The 23,500-nt window shown below is 69.3% G+C and carries 16 protein-coding genes; 7 read left to right on the top strand and 9 right to left on the bottom strand.

The window, feature by feature from the left end; translation table 11 throughout:
• Positions 1 to 17: 17 nt before the first annotated feature.
• A complete protein-coding gene (locus tag HNV26_RS01770; protein ID WP_171441667.1) occupies positions 18 to 578 on the bottom strand; it encodes a sugar O-acetyltransferase in 561 nt (186 codons plus the stop codon).
• A 212-nt stretch (positions 579 to 790) separates the two neighbouring features.
• Here HNV26_RS01770 and HNV26_RS01765 point away from each other — a divergent pair, with 212 nt between their 5' ends.
• Complete coding sequence (locus tag HNV26_RS01765; RefSeq protein ID WP_366816721.1) at positions 791 to 1,711, top strand: LysR family transcriptional regulator; 921 nt, start codon at positions 791 to 793, stop codon at positions 1,709 to 1,711.
• A 47-nt stretch (positions 1,712 to 1,758) separates the two neighbouring features.
• Here the strand turns inward: HNV26_RS01765 and HNV26_RS01760 are convergent, their stop codons facing one another.
• A complete protein-coding gene (locus HNV26_RS01760) occupies positions 1,759 to 2,673 on the bottom strand; it encodes a spermidine synthase (RefSeq protein ID WP_171441669.1) in 915 nt (304 codons plus the stop codon).
• Positions 2,674 to 2,765: 92 nt separating this feature from the next.
• On the opposite strand from HNV26_RS01760, the gene HNV26_RS01755 reads away from it, so the two are divergent.
• Positions 2,766 to 4,886 carry an ATP-binding domain-containing protein gene (locus tag HNV26_RS01755; RefSeq protein ID WP_171441670.1) on the top strand — a complete coding sequence of 707 codons (2,121 nt, stop codon included), beginning with the start codon at positions 2,766 to 2,768 and terminating at the stop codon, positions 4,884 to 4,886.
• Here HNV26_RS01755 and HNV26_RS01750 read toward each other — a convergent pair.
• Together HNV26_RS01750 and HNV26_RS01745 are read right to left on the bottom strand one after the other, a co-directional pair.
• Positions 4,855 to 6,576 carry a PAS domain-containing sensor histidine kinase gene (locus tag HNV26_RS01750; protein WP_253818046.1) on the bottom strand — a complete coding sequence of 574 codons (1,722 nt, stop codon included), beginning with the start codon at positions 6,574 to 6,576 and terminating at the stop codon, positions 4,855 to 4,857. The genes HNV26_RS01755 and HNV26_RS01750 overlap by 32 nt on opposite strands.
• A gap of 161 nt (positions 6,577 to 6,737) precedes the next feature.
• Positions 6,738 to 7,409, bottom strand: coding sequence for a hypothetical protein (locus HNV26_RS01745; RefSeq protein ID WP_216611712.1), 672 nt, complete (start codon positions 7,407 to 7,409; stop codon positions 6,738 to 6,740).
• A gap of 214 nt (positions 7,410 to 7,623) precedes the next feature.
• Here HNV26_RS01745 and HNV26_RS01740 point away from each other — a divergent pair, with 214 nt between their 5' ends.
• Together HNV26_RS01740 and HNV26_RS01735 are read left to right on the top strand one after the other, a co-directional pair.
• A complete protein-coding gene (locus HNV26_RS01740) occupies positions 7,624 to 8,934 on the top strand; it encodes a pectin acetylesterase-family hydrolase (protein ID WP_171441673.1) in 1,311 nt (436 codons plus the stop codon).
• Between the two features lie 156 nt (positions 8,935 to 9,090).
• The gene (locus HNV26_RS01735) at positions 9,091 to 10,101 is read left to right on the top strand and encodes a metal-dependent hydrolase (RefSeq protein WP_171441674.1); all 1,011 of its coding nucleotides are present in this window, start codon (positions 9,091 to 9,093) and stop codon (positions 10,099 to 10,101) included.
• 69 nt (positions 10,102 to 10,170) lie between these two features.
• Here HNV26_RS01735 and HNV26_RS01730 read toward each other — a convergent pair whose 3' ends face one another.
• The 5 genes from HNV26_RS01730 to HNV26_RS01710 form a co-directional block, all read right to left on the bottom strand.
• On the bottom strand, positions 10,171 to 11,607 hold the full coding sequence (locus HNV26_RS01730) for a DUF1552 domain-containing protein (protein WP_171452757.1): 1,437 nt from the start codon (positions 11,605 to 11,607) through the stop codon (positions 10,171 to 10,173).
• 5 nt (positions 11,608 to 11,612) lie between these two features.
• Positions 11,613 to 13,319: a DUF1592 domain-containing protein gene (locus HNV26_RS01725; protein ID WP_171445023.1), complete on the bottom strand. Its 1,707-nt coding sequence runs from the start codon at positions 13,317 to 13,319 to the stop codon at positions 11,613 to 11,615.
• 196 nt (positions 13,320 to 13,515) lie between these two features.
• On the bottom strand, positions 13,516 to 14,226 hold the full coding sequence (gene rpiA / locus HNV26_RS01720; protein ID WP_171445022.1) for a ribose-5-phosphate isomerase RpiA: 711 nt from the start codon (positions 14,224 to 14,226) through the stop codon (positions 13,516 to 13,518).
• 76 nt (positions 14,227 to 14,302) lie between these two features.
• Positions 14,303 to 15,670: an SBBP repeat-containing protein gene (locus HNV26_RS01715; RefSeq protein WP_253816087.1), complete on the bottom strand. Its 1,368-nt coding sequence runs from the start codon at positions 15,668 to 15,670 to the stop codon at positions 14,303 to 14,305.
• Positions 15,671 to 15,831: 161 nt separating this feature from the next.
• Positions 15,832 to 16,587 (bottom strand): outer membrane beta-barrel protein, encoded by a 756-nt coding sequence (locus HNV26_RS01710; protein WP_171445021.1) that lies wholly within the window; start codon positions 16,585 to 16,587, stop codon positions 15,832 to 15,834.
• Between the two features lie 173 nt (positions 16,588 to 16,760).
• On the opposite strand from HNV26_RS01710, the gene HNV26_RS01705 reads away from it, so the two are divergent.
• The 3 genes from HNV26_RS01705 to HNV26_RS01695 are packed head-to-tail and all read left to right on the top strand — an operon-like array spanning position 16,761 to position 23,500.
• Positions 16,761 to 17,657: a LysR family transcriptional regulator gene (locus HNV26_RS01705; RefSeq protein ID WP_171445020.1), complete on the top strand. Its 897-nt coding sequence runs from the start codon at positions 16,761 to 16,763 to the stop codon at positions 17,655 to 17,657.
• 48 nt (positions 17,658 to 17,705) lie between these two features.
• Positions 17,706 to 22,421: an nSTAND1 domain-containing NTPase gene (locus tag HNV26_RS01700; RefSeq protein ID WP_216611710.1), complete on the top strand. Its 4,716-nt coding sequence runs from the start codon at positions 17,706 to 17,708 to the stop codon at positions 22,419 to 22,421.
• Positions 22,418 to 23,500 carry a trypsin-like serine peptidase gene (locus HNV26_RS01695; RefSeq protein ID WP_366816719.1) on the top strand — a complete coding sequence of 361 codons (1,083 nt, stop codon included), beginning with the start codon at positions 22,418 to 22,420 and terminating at the stop codon, positions 23,498 to 23,500. The genes HNV26_RS01700 and HNV26_RS01695 overlap by 4 nt, the downstream gene beginning before the upstream one ends.

The raw sequence follows: 23,500 nt of genomic DNA, 5'->3' as shown, positions 1-23,500 counted from the left end.
ACGTGCCTCCCGGCCCCTCAAGTCAGGTGTCGCACCAGCCGGGCGGGGACCCCCGCCACGAAGCTGTTCGGCGCCACATCCTCGGTCACCACCGCTCCGGCGCCCACCACCGAGTTTTCGCCCACCGTCACGCCCGGCAATATCGTGACGGCCGCCGCAATCCAGACATTCCGCTCGAGCACGATGGGCTTCGCGACCACGGAAGCACGCCGCCTGGCGGGCTCCAGGGGATGACTCGACGTGAGGATGTTCACCTTCGGGCCAATCATGACGTCGTCAGCGATGTCGATTCCACCGATGTCCATCAGCGTGCAGCACTGGTTGATGAACACATTCCGCCCGACGCGGATGTTGACGCCATGGTCGGTATAGAACGGCGGGATGAGCGAAAACGTCCTATCGACATTCCTGCCGGTCAGCTCACTGAAGAGCGCCCTGATCTCCTCGGCATCATCGAAGGTGCGCTTGTTCAATTCCACGGCCAGGCGCATCGCTCGCCGGATGTTGCTGAACATGACCTCTGATTCAGGGGTGCCCATCAGCACCTCCCGGGGAAGGAACGGCTTCTCGCCATGCATGGAACGGTTCTCCTGGAGTCACGGCAGCCATCGAAGACGTGCGTGCCGTTGAACAGGACCCTAGCCAGTGCATCGCTGAGACATCAAACAACTTGATATCCCCTGAGACACAACCGCGGGTTGTGCCGTTCCCTGGCCCCCTCCAATCCCGTGCGGTACCCTCCCCCGACGACACGGAGCAACGGAGGCGGGGCCGCGTGGATTTCGATGGGGTGAGGACCTTCATTGCCGTCGCCGACACGGGACAGTTCCAAGAGGCGGCATCAAGGCTGTCACTGACTCAGCAAGCCGTCTCCAAGCGCATCGCCGCGCTCGAAGCCAGCCTCGGGGCCCGGTTGTTCGTCCGGACGCCACGCGGCGTTCAGCTCACCATCGACGGACAGGTGTTCCTGCCTCACGCTCGCAGCCTCGTCGAAGCGGCGGAGCGGGCAGCCGACTCCGTGCGCCCTGGCCGCCGTCGACTGCGTGTCGACGTGGTCAAGCCGAACCTCGGGAGCGCACGCATCCTTCGGGACTTCCACAGCGCTCATCCAGAAATCGAGATTGACGTCGTCACGCATCTCTTCGACGCGAAGACCGCGTTGGCCGCTGTGCGGGCCGGGACGCTTGACGCGACGTTTCGCGCCATCACCCGGCCCGCGCAACAACTGACCGACGGCGTCGTGGCGACCCGAGTTCTCGACGACGCCGTGGAACTCCTGACGAGCCATACGCACAGGCTCGCCGCAGCGACTTCGCTGACGCCGGCCGAGCTCGCGAAGCACAAGGTGTGGATGCCCTTCATCGCCCCAGGAACAGAGTGGGCCGCCTACTACGACGAGCTCGCCGCGAGATTCGGGCTCACCATCGACACCCTCGGTCCCGACTTCGGCATCGATGCGCTCCTGGAGGTGATTGCCGGCTCCTCGAGCCTGGCCACACTCGTAGGCGAACACATCCGGCTGGTGTGGCCGGCCGAGTACAACCTCCGCCGCATTCCCATCCGCAACCCGATGCTCGTGTACCCACACTCCCTGGTCTGGCGTAGCGACAACGCGCACCCCGCGCTCACGAAGCTCCGCGCCTACCTCGACGCACGAAAGGACCGCTATCGGCATCCCAAGGCGTGGTCCCCCCCATGGACGGACCGCTGAAGGCAGACACGTCGATGTGAGGCAGCCCCGAGCCCTCCTACGAGCGCTCAGCGGACCTGCGCCGGCGTCGTCACAGACGCGGGCTTCGGCAGGTCCGCGTCCTTCAGCACCTTGCCCCGCAGCTGCCGCTCCGTCGCGTCCGTGTAGCCCCGATCCACCAGCCCGCTCAAATCGAACGGCACGCCCCGGGTGCGCTCCAGCTTCTCCGCGCGCGCTTCCAGTGTCTTGGCGGCCACCTTCTCCTCGTACGCCACGCCCACCAGGATGCGGTTCGAGCTCTGCGGCACGATGAACTCATACAACTGCGTGAAGGCCACCTGCCACGTGTGCACCATGGCGTCATAGTGGCGGTTGGGCGGAAAGGCCCACACGTTGCCTACCACCGCGCCCTGGGGGCTCAGCTTCGCTCGCACCGCCGCCAGGAACTCCTGCGTGGCCAGGTGCTCGGGGATGCTGTCCGGGCCATAGGCATCCAGGAAGATGAGGTCATATGCGGGCCGCTCGGCCTCGATGAAGCGCCGGCCGTCTCCGACGTGCGCGCGCAGGAGCGTGTCCTCCCGGAAGCCGAAGTAGCGCCTGGCCACCGCCACGACATCTGGATCGATGTCCACCACGTCGATGTGCGCCCGGGGCACCACCTTGCGCAGGAACATGGGCATGGCCCCGCCCCCCAGTCCCACGATGAGGATGCGCTTGGGCGCGGGCACGTAGGCCAGCCCCACCATGGAGACCTGCGTGTAGGGCAGCACCAGGTCCAGCGGCTTGCCCGGCCGGACCACGCTCTGCAACGCCCCCGAGGCATCGAAGCCCAGGTACCGGCGCCCCTCCTCATCCTCCGTCACCGAGATGAGCGTGTAGGGCGATTCCTTCTCGTACAGGACCTTGCGGGACGCGGAGGCCGTACATGCCAGGAACACCAGCCCCACCAGCAGCAGCCGCTGGCTCACACCGCGCATGTCCATCCCTTTCTGGAACAGAGTACCAAAAAGACAGCACTTCCCTCAGGAAAAACAACAGGTTGACGCATACGGTGCAGAGGTTCACCTTGCCGCGCATGAGCCACGTCGAGGCGTCGCTGCCGGACCATGCCCGCGCCATCATCGCCGAGGAAGAGGCCTTGCTGGCCCGTGTTCAGTCCACGCTGGAGGCCGCGCGGCGCAAGTCCGCACGTGGACAGGACGCCCAGGGACTTGTCGCCCAGTTGCAGGTGCTGCGGGACGACGCCTCCACCGCGGCCGTGGCCGACCTGCCGCACATCTTCGCGCAGATGAACCAGATGCGCTCCCTCCTGGAACGCCAGGAGGGCGTGAAGCTTCCGGACCCACAGGCCCCCTACTTCGCGCACCTGCGCCTCAATGGCGAAGGCGGCCCGCGCGACTACCTGCTGGGCCGCACCACGTTCGCGGACGTGGGCGCCGGCGTGCGCGTCATCGACTGGCGCTTCGCCCCCGTGGCCCGTGTCTTCTATTGCTACGAGGAAGGCGACGACTACGAGGAGTACTTCGGTGAACGGCTCGCCGAGGGCAGCGTGGAGACGCGCCGGCTGGTCATCATCGAGCGCGGCGTATTGACGCGCATCATCTCCGGCGCGCTGGTGCTGGAGCGCCTGGCGGACGGCACATGGCGCAGCGTGAGCCGCGACTTCGCCACGCTCCAGTCGGGCGGCGCGGGGACGGCGGCGCGGCCGGAGTTCCTGGGCACCGGCAAGGGCGCGCGGCACATCGAGGATGCCTTTGGCGTCACCGCCATGCTGGACGCCGAGCAGTACGAGGCCCTCAGCACCGGTCCGGACCGGCCGCTGCTGGTGCTGGGCAGCGCGGGCAGTGGGAAGACGACCGTGGCGCTGCACCGGCTGGCGAAGCTGGCCTTCGACGACCCGAAGACGTTCCCCCAGGCCCGCATGAAGCTCATCGTCCCGGAAGAAGGGCTGGCGCGGCTGTCCCGCCGGCTGCTGGCGCCGCTGGGCCTGGGCAACGTGGCCGTGCAGACGCGGGATGCCTGGTTGCTCGCCAGCGCGCGCTCCGCCTTCAACGTGCCCGGCATCAAGCTATGGAATGACACGCCGCCGCTGGTGTCCCGGCTCAAGCGCCACCCCACCCTGCGGCGCGCGTTGGCCGCCCGGGTGGGCGTGCCAAAGACAGACGCGGGCACCACGCTGGAGCGGCTGCGCACGCGGATGACGGACGCGTACATGGACCGGCACTTCCTGGAGAGCGTCGTCACCGCCGCCAAGGGCGAGATTCCTCGCACCGCCATCGACGAGACGCTGGAGCACACGCGCCTCCAGCTCGCCACGCCGCTGTCCAAGGCGCTCAAGCACATCACCGACGCGGAGCGGCTCATCACCGTGGATGGGCGCTCCATCGAGGACGACACGCCGGACGCCATGGCCGGCACGGTGGACCTGGACGACCTGCCCGTCCTGATGTTCCTCAAGGCCCAGCACACCTCGCTGGGCCTGGAGCGGCTGGCGCATGTGGTGCTGGACGAGGCCGAGGACTTCTCCCTCTTCGAGCTCTTCGCCGTCCGCCAGCTGCTGGGCAAGGGCAAGAGCTGCACGCTGGCCGGCGACGAGATGCAGCAGACGGACGCGGGCTTCGCGGGCTGGCCCGCCGTCCTCAACGAGCTCAACATCCGCGACGCCGCCACCTGCCGGCTTCAGGTCTCCTACCGGTGCCCCCGGCCCGTGGTGGAGCTGGCGCGGCAGGTGCTGGGCGCGCAGGCCCCGGAGCAAGCCGCCACCGGCCGCGCGGGCGCTCCGGTGGGCTTCCACCACTTCCCCGACGAGGCCCAGGCGCAGCTCTTCATCGGCGAGGCGCTCCGGGACCTCGTGGCCCGCGAGCCCCACGCCTCCGTGGGTGTCATCGCCAGCAGCCCCGAGTCCGCGCAGGCCATCTACCGCGTCGTCTCCGACCAGCCCTGGGCGCGGCTGGTGAGCGACGGCGAGTTCACCTTCGAGCCCGGCGTGGACGTCACCGACGTGGGCAGCGTGAAGGGCCTGGAGTTCGACTACGTCATCCTCCCGGACGTGACGGCGCGGGCCTACCCGGTGGACGACGAGTCACGCCGCCGCCTGCACGTGGCGGTGACGCGCACCTCCCATCAGCTGTGGGTGGTGTCCTCCGGCGTCCGCTCGCACCTGCTCACGCCGGGTGGCGCGGCAGCTCCACGGTGAAGGTGGAGCCCTGGCCGGGCACGCTCTCCACGTGGATGCGGCCCTCCATGGCGTCCACAATCTGCTTCACGATCCACAGGCCCAGCCCCAGTCCGCCGTAGTGCCGCTCGCTGGCCAGCCGCTCGAAGCGCTGGAAGAGACGCGCGCGCCCCTCCGGCGGGATGCCCATGCCCTGGTCCTTCACCGACAGCCAGGCGCGCGACGCATCCGCCCCCACCCGCACCTCGATGGGGCGGCCCCTGCCGTACTTGATGGCGTTGGAGAGCAGGTTCTGCAGCACCTGCTCCAGCCGCAGCCGGTCCCAATGGCCGGTGGCGGCGTCCCTCGCATCCAGGTGCAGCGCGCAGCCCGCGCGCGCCAGGTCCTCGGTGAAGCGGGGCACCACCTCGCGGGTGAGCGCGGCCAGGTCCAGGTCCTCGCGCTCCAGCCGCAGCCGCCCCGCGGTGATGCGGGACACGTCCAGCAGCTCGCGCACCAGGCTCGACAGGCGGGAGACCTGCCGCTGCACCGCCACCACCTTCGTGGAGAGCGCCTCCGGTGACGCGGGGCCATTGCTGGCGCGCGGCTCCATGTCGCGCCGCAACGCCTGGATGTTGAGCATGAGCGAGGTCAGCGGCGTGTTGAGCTCGTGAGACGCCACGGACAGGAACGAGTCCCGGGCGCGCACGGCCTCCTGCGCCTCCGTGTAGAGCCGGCCGTTGTCCAACGAGGTGGCGGCGCGGCGGGCCAGGTCTTCCGCCAGCCGCACGTCCGCCTCCGTGTACCTGCGCCGGGACTCCGAATTGAGCAGCGTGAGCGCCCCCAGCACCCGGCCCCGGCTGATGAGCGGGACGATGATGTACGCGCTGATGCCCAGCGCCTCCACGGCCCGCCGGTACGCCGAGCTGCCCCCCTGGGTGGCGGCGAGCATGGCGGGGAAGTCCGGGGTGAACTCGGTGACGCCGGTGCGCAGCACCTTGCCGATACCCGCCGCGTCCTCCAGGCGGATGGGATAGCGCGCCTGGAACTCCTGCGCGGGCGCCACCATCTCCTGCCTGGAGAAGGCGGCGGCGGCGCGGCGCACCTGCCCGTCCGGCATGGGGAGGTCCACCGAGCACGCGTCTCCCAGGATGGGAACGGCGAGGTGGGCCATGCGCTGCAGGATGAGGTCGTGCTCCAGGGACGACGCCAGCACCTCGCTGGCCTGAGCCAGGAAGGCCGCGTGCCGCTGCGCCCGGCGCATCTCGTCGTAGAGGGCCCGAAGCGTCGCCTCCTGCTTCTTCTCCGCGCTGATGTCCCGCGAGAACAGGACGACCCGCTCATGGACGCGAAACAGCCGTTTCACGAACCAGCGGTCCTGGGGCTCGGCGTGGCATTCGAACTCGGCGGATTCGCCCGTCCGGGCCACCTGGAGGAAACGCTCCTGGAAGGAACGCTCCGTCCACTCCGGGTGCAGCTCCCAGAGCCTCCGGCCGAGCAGCTCCTGGCGCGGCCGGCCCAGGTGCCGCTCCAGGGAAGGATTCACATGGACACAGACTGCGTCCAGCGAGCAGACAACGACCGCTTCCGGCATCTGGTCCAGCAGGGCGGTATCCAGCCCGCTGGCCTCCGACCCGCCGTGGCTGGCGCCACCAGGGTCGTGTCCGGTCGAGAGTGAGTCCACGCGGTCGGTGTGAGAACGGGCCAAGGCGATGTACCTGCCGCTTAACATTTCCGCCGCGCCCACCCCACTGTCACGCGCCGGAAATCTGCAAGGCAGCCGACACTCTCTCCGCGCGGGGGAAACGCCCTTCCCCCCCCGCGGCGTGCCGCGCGCGCCCGCGGAGACACTGTCCGGAGATGAACAGTCTCCGCGCCCGTCCGGGAGCGCGCTCAGGGCGACTGGAGGCCCTGGCGCCAGGCCTCGCGGCGGCGCTCCTGGGCTTCCCGCCGGTCCAGCGCGTCCTGCTCCTGCGCCGGCAGCTCCGCCAGCCGCGTGCGGTGCATGTTGATGCTCAGCTCGTAGAGCCCGCGGTCCCGCTCCGGCAGCACGTCACCGAACCGGGACAACACCTCGGTGGAGAAGGTGATGAAGTCCTCGGACACCTGACGGCGGTGGCCGTAGTACTCACGAATCTGCTCCACCGTGGCATCGGCGGACAGCACCTTGCCGTAGAGGTCGTTCCAGCGGCGGGACTCCGCTTCGCGGCGCTCCAGCTCCGCCGGGTCCTGCGTGGGCGCGCCCATCCGCCAGTAGAGGTTGTCGGGCAGCTTCGCGCGAATCACCTGCAGGTCCACCGGGTGCACCTTGGGCGTGTTATCGTCCGGCACTTCCTCGGGCGGCCGCGTCAGGTCCAACGGCGGCGGCGTGGCCCGCGGCGGAGGCGGCGGCGTGCGCGCCCCGGAATGCGGCGCCATGGACGCGGCGCCCTGATTGACGACGGCGGGAGACTCCGGCGTCACCGGCTCCGGCTCCTGACGAAGCGCGTATACCAGCGCCGCCACCACGAGGCCCGTCGCCACCACAAGGCCGGGCAGGCCCTTTCTCCATGCATTCACGGCCATGCCGCTCCGAATACCGCGCACGGAGTGGGCGCGGCAACCTCCCACCGCGAGATAGCGCAACGCACCACATCAAATGCCGCAATGCGTCGCATCCTTGGCGCAATGCAGCACCCGCGTCCCTCTCGTCGGAAACGTGAAACAACCACAATCCTCCTGACTCGGATGCAATGCCATTGTATACACGGATTTCCCAACTAAACCTGGAGGTCCCCGAATGAAGAACCTTGTCCTGGCTGGACTCACGGCCGCCGCGCTCGTGCCCGCAGCCGCACGCGCGGAGGTGGTGATGTCCTCCATCGTCGACGTGCTGGTGGATGGTGGAAACAACTACAACTGGCAGAAGGTGGAGCTGCCGGGAACCAAGTGTGGCAATGGCTCCCAGTTCAAGTTCTGGGTGCACCGCACGGGTTCGCCCAACCTGATGTTCCTGTTCGAGGGTGGCGGCGCGTGCTGGGATTACGACACGTGTAGCGGCCGCGCGGGCGTGCTGGGCGCCGCCAATCCGAACGGCATCGCCGACGACTACATCACCCAGTTCACGGCCAAGTATGTGTCGCCGCTCGTCAACGGCGCGGACCCGGGCCTGCCGGGGCGCAGCAAGACGGACCTGGTGACGAAGGGTTGGAACATCGTCTACGTGCCGTACTGCACCGGTGACGTGCACGTGGGCAACAACGTGGCCACCTACGTCGATTCGACGGGGCAGAACCCGCCGCTGACGTGGCACCACAACGGCTACAACAACACGCTGGCGGTGGCGAACTACGCGAAGACGCAGTTCCCCAACGTCCAGAAGATGCTGATGACGGGCTACAGCGCGGGTGGCACGGCGACGTCGGCCGGCTACTACTTCCTGCGCAAGGCCATCAACCCGGAGCGTGGCTACCTGCTCAACGACTCCGGCCCCATCTTCCTGGCGCCCAACGCGAACTTCCGCTCGCGCGCGCTGCACGACAAGATTCGCCAGTCTTGGGATTTGGACTCCGTCTTCTCCCTGCTGCCGGGCACGTTCAGCCAGAGCGACTTCGGCACCATCAACCGCATGGTGGCGCAGGAGTTCCCCAACGACCAGCTGGCCTACACGGGCTACTCGCGCGACTACAACTACTCGCGCTTCTCGTATGACCGCTTCCACTCGCCCAACGACAAGGAGTCCGTGCTGGGCTACTGGAAGCAGGACCAGGACGCGCTGGTCACGGAGCTGAACAAGTACAACAACTTCAGCTACTTCATCCCGCACGAGCGCGCCATCAACTCCAGCCACTGCAGCACCATCATCACCTTCATCGGCGCGCACGCCTGCCAGCAGATGGAGAAGAAGCGCTACTGGTACGAGTACATGGAGTTCCCGTGGGGCCAGACGTACAAGTGCTACAGCGAGTTCGTGGGCATGGACACGTTCCTGTCGCGGTGGATCAACGGCAACCAGCGCGTCCGCATCTACGAGCCCGCCAACGGCTACAACGCCGAGGACCCGGGCATGCAGATTGTCGCGCCGCTCATCAACGGCGCGCTGGGCGGGTAGCCAGCCGCTGACGCCGGGCCTGGCCCGGTGACGCCACACCTGGAGCGGGACGTCGGGGATTCCCGGCGTCCCGCTTCGCCGTTTCAGGAGCCGGGCGAGTGGCGTCTCCCCTGCCGCTGGCCACGCGGCCCGCGGGGCGATAGACGAAGCCACGCCATGGACAACCTCACCCACGGACTGCTCGGGCTCGCCATTGGCGCCATGCGCCGGCCCGACGTGCGCCCCAGCGCCCCGGAGCGCGCCTCCCCCACGGACCGCGCGGTGCTGGTGGCGTCGGTGCTCGCCGCGGAGCTGCCGGACCTGGACACCCTGCTGGCGCGCGGCGACGCGGTGACGGTGGCGCTCCAGGCCCACCGGGGGCTGTCCCACGCGCTCGTCGCCGCGCCGCTGGTGGCGCTCACCGCCACGCTGGCCGCCCGCGCCTGCTTCCGCGGCGCGCGGCTTGCGCCCGTGTTCCTCACCAGCCTGGCCTCCGTCGTCTTCGCGCACCTCCTGCCCGACCTGTGGACGGGCTGGGGGACGCGGGTGCTGCTGCCCTTCTCCGACAGCCGCCTGAGCCTGGACTGGACGATGGTGGTGGACCCCTGGGTGACGCTGCCGCTGCTCGCCGGAGCCATCCTGGCCTGGCGCCGGCGCGCGGACTGGCGGCGGACGCTGCTGTGGAGCGCGGCCTGCTCCGTGGCGTACGTGGGCTTCCGCGTGGCCACCTGGGCGGTGCTGACGCAGCGGGTGGAGGCGGCCTACCCCGCCGCGCAGGCGGTGCGCGTCTTTCCCCAGCCCTTCTCCGTGAGCACGTGGCGCTACGTGGCCACGCTGCCCGGTGACGTGTTCGCCGCGGGAGAGGTCCCCCTGGCGGGTCCGCCCTCGGAGGCCCGGCGCGCGGAAGCCACCGGAAGCACGCTGCCGGAGCACGTGCAGGCCGTGCCAACGGTGCGCGAGGCGCTCGCCTGGGCCCGCTTCCCACTCGTCCACCTGGAGCCGCTGGCAGAAGGAGGCCAGAAGGTGCGCATCGCCGACCTGCGCTACCACCTGCGCGGCGAGCCGACGCTGGCCTTCGTCATCCACCTGGACGCGTCCAACGCGGTGACCCACGCGCAGTTGGAGCGCGGCGGCAGCGCCAGCGAGCTGCTGCGCAAGTGGCGCAGCGCGGACACCGCGGCGCCCTGAAGAAACACGAAGGCCCCGGCGGAAGCACGCAGCTCCCACCGGGGCCCGGACTTCAAGCCCGAGCGCCGCTCAGGTGAGGCCCGGCAGCTCCCCCGTGTAGTCGGGGTGGCCGAACGTATTCACATTCACGCCGAAGGCCCGGGCAATGGAGACCAGCAGCTTGTTGTGCGCCACGGCGCCATGCAGCGGCGTGCCGGGGCCCGTCCAGCCGCCCAGCGGGTTGGAGCCCGCGGGGCGCACGCGCAGGAAGCGGCCCATGCGGAAGCGCCCCCCCGCCCCGCCCGCGAGCACGGTGGGGACGCGCACGTTCATGTGGCCGGACGCGTCGCCCAGCTCGTTGCCCCAGTAGATGAGCGTGTTGTCCAGCGCGGTGCCGCTGCCCTCCGGGATGTTGCCCAGCTGCGTCATCAGGTAGGCCAACTGCTCGGCGTACCAGCGCTGAATCAGCACCATCTTCCCGCGGATGGTGCTCCGGCGGGGCTCATCCTGCACGTCGAGCAGGTGGGCGATGTCGTTGTGCGTGTCCTCGTGGATGCGCAGCCAGGGCATGGACGGCCCCGGAATCGTCATGGTGATGACGCGCGTCAAATCACACGCGAAGGCGCGCGCAATGAGGTCCATGTGCAGCCGCGTCAGCGCCGGCATGTTGTTGAGGTCCCCCAGGCCACCCAGGCCGTAGGACGGCGGCGCGGCGCCGCCACCGCAAGCGGTCTCGCCGGACTGCTGCTTGGGGAGCGGCGTCGGGTCCACGGCCAGCGCCCCCAGGCGCCGCTCGATGTCGCGCAGCGCCTCCAGGTGCGTCTCCAGCTTCTGGCGCTCGGCGCCCGCCAGGCGGTTGCGCAGGCGCGCGGCGTCCTTCATCAGGAAGTCCAGCAGGCTCTTGCGGCGCGCCCGGCTGCTCGCCACCTGCGCCGGGTCGGCGGTCGGCGAGGGCGCGTCACCGAAGAGGCGCTGGTACACGTTGGCCGGGTCGCGCTCGAAGGGGACGCGCGAGCCGTTCGCCGTGAAGCTGATGCTGTTGTAGACGTGCTGGCCGCCGAACTGCTCCCAGGCGTTGAGCTGCAGGGAGCGGAAGCGCGTGCCACCACCGATGTGGTTGCCCAGCACCTGGTCCAGCGAGGCGCTCTCCGGCAGGTGGTCACCGCTGCCGGTGTTGACCTTGCTGCCGGTGAGGAACGTCACCGGGCCGCCCTCATGGCCCGTCAGGCCCTGCTCGTACAGTACCTGGTAGTCCAGGCCGTCCAGCACCAGGAGCTTGTTCCTGTGCTCTTGGAGCGGCGCGAGCATGGAGTTGGGGAAGTCGAGCGTGAAGTTCGTCTCCGAGCCCTGGGGATTCCAGAGCTCCGGGAGGCAGCCGTGCGAGGTGAACAGGGCCACGAAGCGCAGCGGCGACGTGGTGCCCTGGGCATAGGCGTCGGTGGTGCCGAGCAGGTTGGCCAAGGGGAGCGCCGCCGTCGAGCCGGCCAGCGCCTGGAGCAGTGAGCGTCGGGAAAGTTCGCGGAGCATGGGGGCTACTCGGGGGAAGAGGTACGCCGGTGGACGAAATACGGGGAGCGCACGAGGCCGACGAGCGCATCGCCCATGCGCCACTCCGGGTTGGCCCGGAACATGGACCGCATGTCGGCCAGCATGTGCTCGTCGACGGGGGTCTCGTCACGTCCCATGGCGAAGCGGAAGAGCTGGAGCGGCACGCAGTCCCCCACGTCGTCGCTGGTCGCCAGCGCGCGCGCCAGCGCCGCGGCGCCCGTGAAGGGGACCGTCCCCGTGGAGAGCTCCACGGCGCCGGAGGCATCCACCGCCAGGCCGTTCTCCACCGTGCGGTGCTTGCCCAGGCCGTCGAAGTCCTCGAAGCCGAAGCCGATGGGGTCCAGGGTCCGGTGGCAGCCCGCGCACGTCGGGTTGTTGGTGTGGGCGGCGAAGCGTTCGCGCGTGGTGCGGTCCAGCACCGGCTCCGGCGGGATGATGGAGATGGTCGCCGGCGGCGGCGGCACCTCGCGGCACAGCAGGCGGTGCATGATGAACTTGCCCCGGCGGATGGGCGAGCTGGAGTCGAAGAGCGCGTAGGTGGCCAGCACGCTGGCGTGGGTGAGGATGCCCGCGCGCTCGGGCGGCAGCGACAGCCGGCCCAGCGTGCCGTCCGGCATGGAGGGCTCTTTGCCGTAGAAGTACGCCATGCGCGCGTCGGCGTAGGTGTAGTCGGCGTTGAGCAGCTCGCGGACGGAGCCGTTGCGCTCCTTCAGGATGTGGTTGATGAAGGCCTTTGTCTCCGCCTGGCTGGAGACCTTGAAGGCCGCGCTGAAGACCGGGAACACCTGGTTGTTCTTGGTGAGGTTGGCCTGGCCGGTGATGCCCAGCCACTCCTCGACGAAGCGGTACAGGTGCCGCTGCGCCGCGGGCGTGGCCAGCAGCCGGCGGGCGTGCTTCTCACGCTCGTCCGGAGAGTCGAGCTGGCCCGCCTCGGCCGCGGCCAGCAGCTCCGCGTCGGCGGGGCCTGCGGTGATGGCGAAGGCCAGCGCGGTGGCGACTTCATGCGGCGTCATCCGCACCACCCGGCTGGCGCCGGCCCCCTCCGCGCCCAGCTCGGTGCGGTACAGGAAGGAGGCAGAGGAGAAGATGCCCTGAAGCACCATGCGGGCCCCGGTGCCCGGGTCCGTCCCCCTGCTCGACTCCTGCCACAGCACCAGGAGGTCGGCGACCTCGTCGTCGGTGACGGGCCGGCGGTAGGCGTGCGAGGCGATGCCGCGGATGAACTTCTCCGCGCACTCCAGCTCCGGAACGCCCGCCGCGCACGTCCAGTCCGCGCGCAGCTGGACCTTGCCGTACTCCGCGAGGTTGTTGGCGGCCACGTCAATCTGGTCCGCCAGCAAGGACGTGACCTGCAGCCGATCATGGGTGGAGAACCCGAGGATGGTGTCCTCCGGCGCGAAGGCATACGTCATCACCAGCGGCACCGTCGTGGGGAAGATGGCGTTGACGCTGTTGTCGTACTCCGCACGCGTCATACGTCGCACACGCGTCGCCGAAGCCTCGTCGACTTCAGGAGGCGCCCCCCCTGGCGGGGTCTTGTCGGAAGAGCACGACGCTGCTGACAGCAGCAAGGCCGCGGAAACAGAGAAACGGAAGAGTCGCATACGCAAGGCACCCTCGGACCAGCCACCCCCAGATTGGCCCCCTCTGAAGTGCTGGCTGGCAGACGATTCTAACCGCTTCACCAACACGGTCCGTCACGATTCTAGCGCGGCGCTTCAGTGCCCCTGAGCGTCCAGGCGAACTGCGGGATTGCGCTGGAATTGGCTTCAAACGCCAGTGAATGCAAGGATTACGGAATATACAGGCCACACAGTCGCCTACGTTGCCGCTGTTTGTCTTCTGGGTGAGACAGGACTCTGGGTGCGCGCTCACACCGCGTTGACATCAACGCGCGCGGTGCTCCACGCCCTTCGGCCCCGCCACCACCAGGTCCGTGGTGAGGTTCAGGAACAAGCCGTGGCCCACGATTCCCGCGCGCGCGCCCAGGCTCGCGGCCAGCGCAGCGGGCGCGTCGATGGGGCCGAAGGTGCAGTCGAGCACGAGGTTGCCCTGGTCCGTGAGGAAGGGCTCGCCGCTGGCGACCTGCCGGACGGTGACGCGCGCGCCGAGCGATTCGAGGAACCGCGCCTGGGAGCGCCAGCCGAAGGACACCACCTCCACCGGCACCGGCCAGTGCGTGCCCAGCACGGGGGAGAGCTTTCCCGCATCCACCACGATGACGACGCGCCGGCTTGCTTGCGCGACGATCTTCTCGCGCAGCAGCGCGCCACCTCCGCCCTTGATGAGGGACAGGTCCGGCGCCACTTCATCCGCGCCGTCGAGGGTGACGTCCAGCTCGGGGTGCGCGTCCAGTGTCGACACGGGCACGCCCAGCGAGCGAGCCAGCGCCTCCGTGGCGCGCGAGGTGGGTACGCCCACGACGTCCAGCAACCGTCCCCGCGCGCGCAGCGCGGCCAGCCGCTGGACGACGAAGGCCGCGGTGCTGCCCGTGCCAAGCCCCACCCACATGCCCGGCTGGACGAAGCCGTCCACCGCCCATTCGGCGGCCGCTTGTTTGTAGCGGGCCTTCGCCGCGCCGTCGCCCTGCTGGCTCATGGCGGAAGCGTAGCGCGGCTTCGCGCGGTGGCCGCCTCCCTCCGCGCGCGATGTCCCGTGCTGGACGGCGAACAGCTCAGAGGAACTTGGAGTCCCACCGGGGCCCCCACGGCCCTGGCTCATCCGGCAGCGCGGCGCCATCCAGGAAGCGGTACAGCACCGCGTCGTAGCCCCCCGCGCTGGGGAAGCTGGACGTCTGCCCCAAGGTGTAGCCCACCAGATAGACGGCGCCGTCCGCCGCGACGGCCACGCCCGTGCCACGGTCCGCCGACGTGGAGCCCACCTGCCGGAAATCCAGCCACGTGCCGTGGATGTCGAAGGCGGCCAGGAACATGTCGGAGCTCCCGAGCGACGGCTCGCCGCCCATGGCGCCGGAGGTGAATCCCGCCAGGTAGACTCGGCCCTCCTTGCCCACCGCCACGGACTGCGCGTAGTCGGTGGTCGCCGTGCCAATCTGCCGCGTCCAATGCCGGTTGCCTTGGGTGTCGTACTTCACCAGCACGGCGTCATAGGAGCCCAGGCGGGTGCTCCCCTCCAGCGCGCCCGAGGTGTAGCCCGACACGTAGACGCCGCCGTCGTCCGCCACCGCGACGCCGGTGCCGAACTCGTCATGCAAGGAGCCGAGCTGACGAATCCACTGCGGCTCTCCCAGGGCGCTGTACTTCGCCAGGAACAGGTCCACCGTGTTGCCCGGGTTCGTCACGCCGTCGAAGCTGCCGTAGGTGTAGCCCGTGACGTAGACGTCCTCGTTGGGGCTCACGGCCACGCCCAGCGCCACGTCACTGCGCGCGGAGCCGTACTGGCGCAGCCAATAGGGATTGCCGCCCGTGTCGAACTTGGCCACCACCACGTCGTAGTTGCCTTGCGGCGCCGAGCCATCGAAGCGCCCCAGAGAGTAGCCACTGACGAAGACGACGTCATGCGACGCCAGCCGCGTGGCGGCGATGCCCGTGGCGTAGTCATCCGTGGCGGTGCCGAACTGCCGGACCCACTGGAAGGCCCCCTTCTCGTCGTACTTCGCCACGAACAAGTCCGTGCCACCGGCGTTCTCGTAGAAGCTGAAGCTGCCCCACGTGTAGCCCGCGACGTAGACGTTGCCGGCTTCATCCGCGGACACCGCGAGCGCGCGGTCATTCGCGGACGTTCCCAGCTGCCGCGTCCATAGCAGCGCGCCCGAGGCGTCGTACTTCGAAACGTAGGCGTCCTGCCCCCCCGCCGAGGGCTCCGCGCCGAGCTGTCCGCTGGTGTAGCCCGCCGTATAGACGGCGTCGCCGGAGGTGGTGACGGCCTGTGCCAGCTCGTCCTGCGGGCCGCCGGACTGGTGCACCCAGCTGGTGACCTGCTGCAACGGAGGCGCCTTCGCGATTGAGACCCCCGGAAGACTCAGCAGCGCCCATCCCCCCAGGACTCCGCACGCGCTCCACCGCTGCCAACCACGAACCATGGGCGACTCCTCGGGATGAATGTCTCTGCCCGCACTCTACGCAGCCGGCAGGCGTTGAGAATCCCGAACGACGACGTCCCTGATAGCGAAACATGTGACGCGACGTGTTGGCACCGCGTCACTTGAGACTGCGCGTGAAACACAAACCCGGCTACTCCGGATTAGAGGTTCCAGGTCCCGCGAACCCCGAGCATGAGCAAGCCATAGGGGCCATCACCCACCTGCTCCAGCGGCGTCTCCTGCGTGAGGTTGACGGCGGGGATGTTCACCGTCGAGGTGCCGCTGCGCGTGGTGTAGCGGGCATACGTACCCGTCAGGTATGGGCCGAACGACAGCGAATCCGACAGCCGCCACTTGCCACCCAGGGTCAGGTTCACGAACTCAGGGCCGCGCGACTGGCTGTCAATCTCCACCGTTCCGGGCGCGGGCTGGGTGATGGGACCGGAGACCTTGTTGTTGAGCAGGACCATGCCCACGCCCAGCCCCACGAAGGGGTCGAACGAGGCGTCCGGCGCGAAGTGATACTGCACGTGGGGACCGAAGCGGATTTGCGACGTGGAGCAGTCGTAGCCTTCCGGGCACGTGTACGGGTTCGTCTTCGTCAGCACGTGCGAGTACTGGCCGAACGCGCCCACGTACCAGCGCGAGTTGACGCGGTAGCCCGCCTCCAGCAGGAAGGCGATGCCACCATTGGCCGCGTCGCTGAGTTTCAGGTCGCGGACCTGCCGGTCCAACCCCGCACCCTCCCGGTAGACGTAGCCGGCGCCCACCTGGAAGCCGACGCCCACGGTGAGCTCCAGGCCCCTGCGCTCATCCCGCGCGGAGGACTCCAGCGCCTGCGCCTCCTCCTGCGCGCTCGCGCTCGTGGAGGCCAGCAGTGACACCACAGCCAGGGCCCAAGACAGCTTTCCCGTCATATACCCCTCCGTCGAGATGGGTGCTCTCGGAGCACCTCCCTGTGAGGGACTGTAGGGCGGCCCGCACACCCGGCATAAGGCGCACTGCGTCATGCGTCATGAAGCAGCCGGCCCAGCGCAGAGGACGCGGCTCGAGCACAGAGAACTGCCTGTGTCTGTCTGAAGACTGCACAATGTCGGGCATGAACGTCACGTTGGAGCATGCCCGCGCCCTGGACGCCCTCGCCCGCCACGGCACCTTCACCGCCGCGGCGGAGGCCCTGCGAAAGGGACACACGGCGGTGATGTACGCGCTGCGCACGCTCGAGGCGCAGACGGAGCTGACGCTGCTCGACCGGCGCGGCTACCGCACCCGGCTGACGCCCGCCGGGGAACGGATTCTAGAGCACTGCCGCAAGCTGCTGGCCGCCGAGCGCGAGCTGGAGGCGGCGTGCGCGGAGATTCGCGCTGGATGGGAGCCCGCGCTGCGCATCGTCTTCGATGGCATCTTCCCCGCCGAGCCCCTGCTGCGCGTGGTGAAGGAACTGCGGGCCGAGGGCGCCAGCACCCGATTCCACATCTCCGCGGAGTTCCTCTCCGGCGTGGAGGCGGCCTTCGTGCGCGAGGAGGCGAACCTGATGGTGACGCTGCTGCCGCCCACCGTGCCGGGCCTGCGCACGTACCGCCTGCCGGAGCTCAAGGCCATCCTGGTGGCCCACCGGGGCCACCCCCTGGCCCGGCGGCGAGGACCGTTGAAGGACGAGGATCTGGCCGAGCACCTGGTGCTCACGGTGCGCGGCTCGGACCCTCGGCTCCAGCTCAGCACCGGTGAGCTGGAGGCACGCTCCACGGTGCATCTCAATGACTTCGCGGCGAAGAAGGCGGCCATCCTGGAGGGGCTGGGCTTCGGATGGCTGCCCGAATACATGGCCACCCGCGAGCTGCGCCGGGGCGAGCTGAAGGCCCTGAAGCTGGCCGGTGACGCCACCCACGCGTTCCGCCCTCAGCTCCACCACCACGCGGGCATTCCCCTGGGACGGGCCGCCCGCCGAATCGTGCAAGCGCTCACGGAGACGGAATCCACCTCGTGAGTGCGCCTGGAATCAGCGCAGGGTGCGCGTGCTAGCTTCGCGCGCATCATGAAAGGCAGTGACCTCCGAGAAGGCGTCGTTCGCGTGTTGAGCCGGGATCGGCAGCGCGTTCTCGGGACAGGGTTCCTCGTCACCGAACGCCTGGTGGTGACGTGCTGGCACGTGCTCGACACGCTCAGCGACAGCGAGCGCGACGCCATCTGCCTGGAGGTGCTGCAGAGCCACGAGAAGGCCACGGCGCGGCTGCGGCTCGATGCATCGAGCCCCACGCAGGTGGCGGACCTCGCGCTGCTGGAGCTGACGCGCCCGCTCCGAGGGCCATCCACGCCGCTGCCCCTGGGCAGTGCGGAGCGGAGCGCGGACCACCGCTTCGCCACGTTCGGATTTCCACGGGGCTTCGATGACACGGGGACGTGGGCCCGCGGCACCATCGGCTACGCGACGGGGGACGGCGACTTCCGCAAGCTGCTGCTGCACGGCTCGGACATCCGGGAGGGTTTCAGCGGCGCGCCCCTCTTCGATGAGCAGACGCGGCGCGTGGTGGGTGTGGTCCGGTTCAAGGCCGTGGCCTCGGAGGCCCGGGAGGCGTACGCGACACCCACGGAGCAGCTGCTCGCGCGCTGTCCGGAGCTGCGTGCTTCGGAGGACTGCCCCTACCGGGACCTGGCGTCGTTCCGTGAATCGGACGCGCGTTTCTGGAAGGGACGCGGGCGGGTGCTGGACGAACAGCTGCTGCCGCTGCTCGCGAGGCTGCCCCGGTTCGTGGAGGTCTCCGGCCCTTCGGGCAGTGGCAAGTCGTCGCTGCTCCACGCGGGGCTGATTCCCGCGCTGCGGGACGGAACGTTCATTCCAGGCAGCCAGCACTGGGACGTCCGGGCCCTGCGCCCGGGGCTGGAGCCGTTCGCCGCGTTGGATGGCGCGGGACTGCCCGCTGGAGAGGGATTGGTCGCGCGCGTCCAGGCGTGGCGGGCCGCGAACCCGGAGCCAGGGAAGCGGCTGGTGCTGGTCATCGACGCGTTGGAGGACGTGCTCCTTCGCGGAAGCAGCACGGAGCTGGCGCAACATCAACGGTTCCTCCAGCAGCTCTCCGCGCTCGCGGATGAGTCACTGCCCGTGACGTGCGTGGTGGCGCTGCGCGAGGGCTTCGACGCGGTGCTGTCCGAGCGCGCGCCGAGGCTGCGCACCTTGCTCGGTGAGCACCGGGTGCAGATGCCATCGGTGCTGACGCCCTCGGAGCTGCGGGACATCATCGTCAGCCCGGCCCGGGAGGTGGGCCTGCGCTTCGACCCACCCGAGGTGGTGGACTCCATCACCCTGGCCGCGCAGGAGGAGTTCCGCGTGGAGTCCGGCGCGGGCGCTCGCGTCACCGTGCTTCCGTTGCTGGAGGTCGCGCTGACGCAGCTGTGGCAGGCGTCGCGGGATGGCGCGATGACCTTGGAGGCCTTCAACGCCAGCGCGGGGCTGCTCGGTTCGCTGGCGCGCTGGGCGGACAGTGTCTACGAACCGCTGAAGCCCTCGGAGCGCCGGCTGGCGGACCGGCTGTTGCTGGAGCTGGTGCAGTTGGGTGAGGCGGACAGCGGCCTGGAGGACAAGGGGCGCCGAGTGCCGCTGGAGGTGCTGCGCGGGCGCCTGGGTGAGCAGGCCGAGGTGGACGCGGTGCTCCAGGTGCTCGTCAACGGACGGCTCCTGGTGACGGCCCAGGACGGGCACCGGCAACGGGAGACGGTGGAGCTGATTCACGACGCGCTCCTCACGCACTGGCAGCGCTTCGTGAAGCTGCGCACCGAGGACCGGGCCTTCCGCCGGTGGCACGAAGCCGTGCAGGCCGACGCGGAGCGCTGGTGGGAAGCGGAGCGCGCGCAGCAGCGCCAGGAGGCCGAGCACCGGCTGCTGCGAGGCGAGGCGCTCACCCACGCGCAGGCGATGGTCACTCGCCATCCGCAGCAAACGAGCGCGCTGGCCCAACGGTATGTCCTGCGCGGCCAGGAAGCGGAGCGGCGCCGGTACGGGCGAACGCGGCGAAACCTGTGGCTCGCCCTGGGTGCCTCCGTCAGCGCGCTGCTGGGCGTGAGCGGGTTCTACCTCCGGGCGGTGGATTCCGAGAAGCAGGCCGTGGCCGCGAAGGATGCGGCTGAGATTGCCGTGGCCGCCGAAGCCGCGACCTCGAAGCAGCTCTCCCTGCAGTTGCGCATCTCCCAGGCCGACTCCGTGGTGAGCCTGTCGCGGAGCCCTGGCCGCGAGGTGGAGGCGCTCACGCAGGCCATCCAACTCGCGGGAAACCCACCGACAGGCGCGGACCCCGCCCAGGACGAAGTGACCGAAGCGCTGACCGAGGCCATCGCCGCGTTCCTCTACTCGGCCCCCTTGTCCACGGAGCTCGAGGCGCGCACCGTCGGCGCGTTCTCTCCAGACTCACGTCATCTCCTCACACGAGGCGTCGTGCTGACTCCATCCATGCGGTTCGTCAGCCGGCTCTGGGATGTCCGCACCGCCAGCCTGCTGCGCGAGTTCGAGTCCACCGACCTGTGCCCGAAAGGCGCGCTCGTGGAATGCACGGACGCGCTGTACGCCGACATTTCAGGGGAGGACACCCACGCCTTTGGCTTCTCGCCTGGGGATGGAACGCTCTGGCTGGGAGGGCGCCGAGGCACCCTGTTCAGGTGGAGCCACCCGGGCGCTGTGCCCTCCATTCCGGATGCCCACCAGGACAGGATTACAGCCATCTCGTTCTCGGACAGCGGCGACCGCGTGCTGTCCGCCAGCCGCGACCGCAGGGTGAAGCTCTGGGATGCGAACACCGGACGGACACTGCGCGAGCTGACCTTCCAGGAGCCCTGCACCCAGGCCGTGCTGTCGGGCGACTCGCGTTACGCATGGGTGGGCGGCGAAGAACACACGTGCCTCTATGACCTGACCTCCGATGTGCGCCTCATCCGGTGCATCACGACGCATGACCCAGGCCCCTCGGTCGCCTTCTCCCCTTCGAGCAGGCTTGCCGTACTCGGCGACCGGCGCGGCGATGCCAGCCTCCGTCTGCTGGAGCTGCCCTCGGGCCAGGACCTTCATCGCCCGCTCACGAAACTCGAAGGGCACGCGCTCATGCCGTCCTTCGAAGACGAATGCAGCCTCTCGGCCTTCGACGACATCTTCTCCTCGGCGCTCACCGTGCGCTTCTGTGACAGAGGGACTGGCAACGCCACCGGAAGCGCGGCGTCCCCCCGGGCGCGGACACGCTGGACGCCCATTCCCCTCCATGGACGCCTCTTCGAGAACGGGCGGCGCGCCGTCGAGTTCGCCGAAAATCCCGTGAGCCCCCATCCCTTCATCCGGGTTCCCCAGGCAACCCTGCGCTGGATGTTCCGCCAGGGGCCTTTGGAATCCCGGGCGGAGCGAGCCCTGGTCGCGCCGGATGGACGCACGCTCCTCGTCCAGGCCGAACCCGGCCTCACGCGGAAGAGCATCGATATCTCCACCTGGAGCGAGTACGTGCCGGGCGGCTTCGCGGTGTCCAAGGACCTGCGCTGGATGGTGGTGAGGGAGCCGCAAAGCAGCCAGCTCTCACTCGTTGACAGGGAGACCTCGAGCCAGACAGCACTGGGCGCGTGTGACGTCAAAGACGTGTATCCGCCCCTGGAGGGCGCCTTCTCTCGGGACGGCCAGCTCCTCGCCGTCCGCTGCGGCGTGAAGGTCCGGTTCTGGGACGTGGCGCAGGCGAGTCGTGGACCGCGCACACAGCCGCCGCCCATCGAAGCAGGAATCCACCTGACCTCGCTCCCCGCGCACTGGCGATGGCGACACGTCACCCCCACGGAGGACACCGCCACCGAGAGCTTCCTGGCGTCGCCTCGCACCCGTGCGCACCTCCAGCGGACCGAGGTGCCTGGCGAGGGCGCGTGTCAGACACAGAGGTCGTTCTCCCAGAGCGCCCTCGTCGAGTTCGCCCCCAGCGGCAGATACTTCGCGATTGAGGACGAGCGCTCCGTCTACCTGGGCTCCGCCCGAGACTGCCAGCTGACGCGGGAAGCGCCTCTGGCCACCTCGGCGATGACATCCCAGGGCGCCTCGTTTTCACCGGACGGCGAGCGTTTCGTCACCATCTCCAACGTGCCCGAGTCCTCCGCGCTCTGGGAGAGCGCCACGGGGACGAAGCTGGCGCCACTGCCCACGAGCCTGGGAGCCGCCGTCATGGCGTTCTCACCGGACTCCAAGTACTTCGCGGTCGCCAACCACCCCGACGTCTACTGGATGGGACAGGCCTACCTCTTCGACGCCACCAACGGCGAGAAGAAGCCCCTGGCGGCCATCGACGGCAAGGTCAAGGCGCTCTCCTTCTCTCCGGATACGTCCCGGCTCGTCGCGGTGACAGACGATGCCATCCACCTGCTCGACCCGAACTCAGGCGCGCTCGTGCGCAGAATCGACGTGCGCACGGATATCCACGTGAAGGTCCGCCATGCCCAAGCGCGCTTCGGTGTCTCGGACACGTCGGGCAAGCTCCACTTCTGGCGAACCTCCGATGGCCGGCACGTGGCTGAGTTGCACCAGGGCTCCCGCTCCGGCCTGGAGATGGTGCCCGATGAGACGGGCACGCGCGTCGCCACCTTCGACTCGGACGGTGCCTATGTCTTCTCGCTCCGGCCGGACGACCTGCTGCGACAGGCCTGCACGCTCATGCGCGGACGGCGCGAGTACGCACCGGTCCAGTCCATCTGCGACACCTTCCTTCTCCCAGCGGTCCCCCTGGCGGACCTGCCGACGCCGTGAGGCACGACGTCTCCATGAGCGCCACCCAGCAAGACCGTGAGCCGTTGCACCTGGCACGCCGCACCCTCCGCGACCTGCCGAAGGTCCGCGAGGCACTGCACCCCGAGGGTGTGGAGGCGCTCGTCGCCACGCACTTCCCCCCCTCCTGGCGCGTGCCCACCTCCGTCGTCGGCAAGGTGACTGCCGATGCTCTCCGCGACGAGCTACGTGACTTGCTGACGACGGGCGCTCAGGTCCTGGCACGGCTGGAGCACTCAGGGGAAGACTCACCCCTCTCCGAAACCGAGCGAACGGCGCTGGAAACGGTCGTCGCCTTCTTCGGGCGCCCTGCCCTCGCCATCCGGAACGGCAGCTTCGGTGCGCCGCCCGTGGGGTGGGAGATGTTGGAGCAACACCGCGAGGACATCGAGCGGACCATCGACGCCACCGGACGCATCGAGTTGGCCGGAAGCGGCATGCTCGGCACGGGCTTCCTGGTGACCGATACGCTGGTGATGACCAACCGTCACGTCGCGCAGCACTTCTGTCGGCAGGCGACGGACAGGTGGGTGCTGCGGCTCGGCGTGGTGCCTCGGGTGGACTGGCTGGGGGAGCACCAGCGCGATGCCCAGGCCACCTTCCCCATCCAAGGCGTCGCGGCGGTTCACGCCGTGCATGACCTGGCGCTGCTGCGACTGGGCGAGCCCAAGGGGGCGGTGCTTCGTCCCGCCCCGCTGCGGCTCGCCACTCAAGCACCGGACGCGACGGACTCCCGCGCCTTGTACTGCGTGGGCTACCCCATGAAGGACCACAGCCGGACGCCGCCCGAGGTGCTGCTGCGCATCTTCGCGGATGCCTTCGGCGTGAAGCGGCTCCAGCCCGGCGAGCTGCTCTCGCTCGACCCGGCCCGGCAGCAGCTCTCCCATGACTGCTCCACGTTGGGCGGCAGCTCCGGCTCGCCCATCGTCGACTTGGAGACGCACGCAGTGCTCGGCCTGCACTTCGGTGGCACCCGGCAGGAGAACCACGCCGTCGCGCTGTGGCAACTGGCGGACGACCCGCTGCTGAGCCGCGCGGGCGTCCGCTTCGCCTCGCCGTGA

Origin of the sequence: Myxococcus xanthus, from assembly GCF_013116825.1 — a bacterium.
Classification (GTDB): domain Bacteria; phylum Myxococcota; class Myxococcia; order Myxococcales; family Myxococcaceae; genus Myxococcus; species Myxococcus xanthus_B.
The sequence above is the reverse complement of the archived record's forward strand: the minus strand, read 5'-3'. Positions and strand labels throughout refer to the sequence as shown.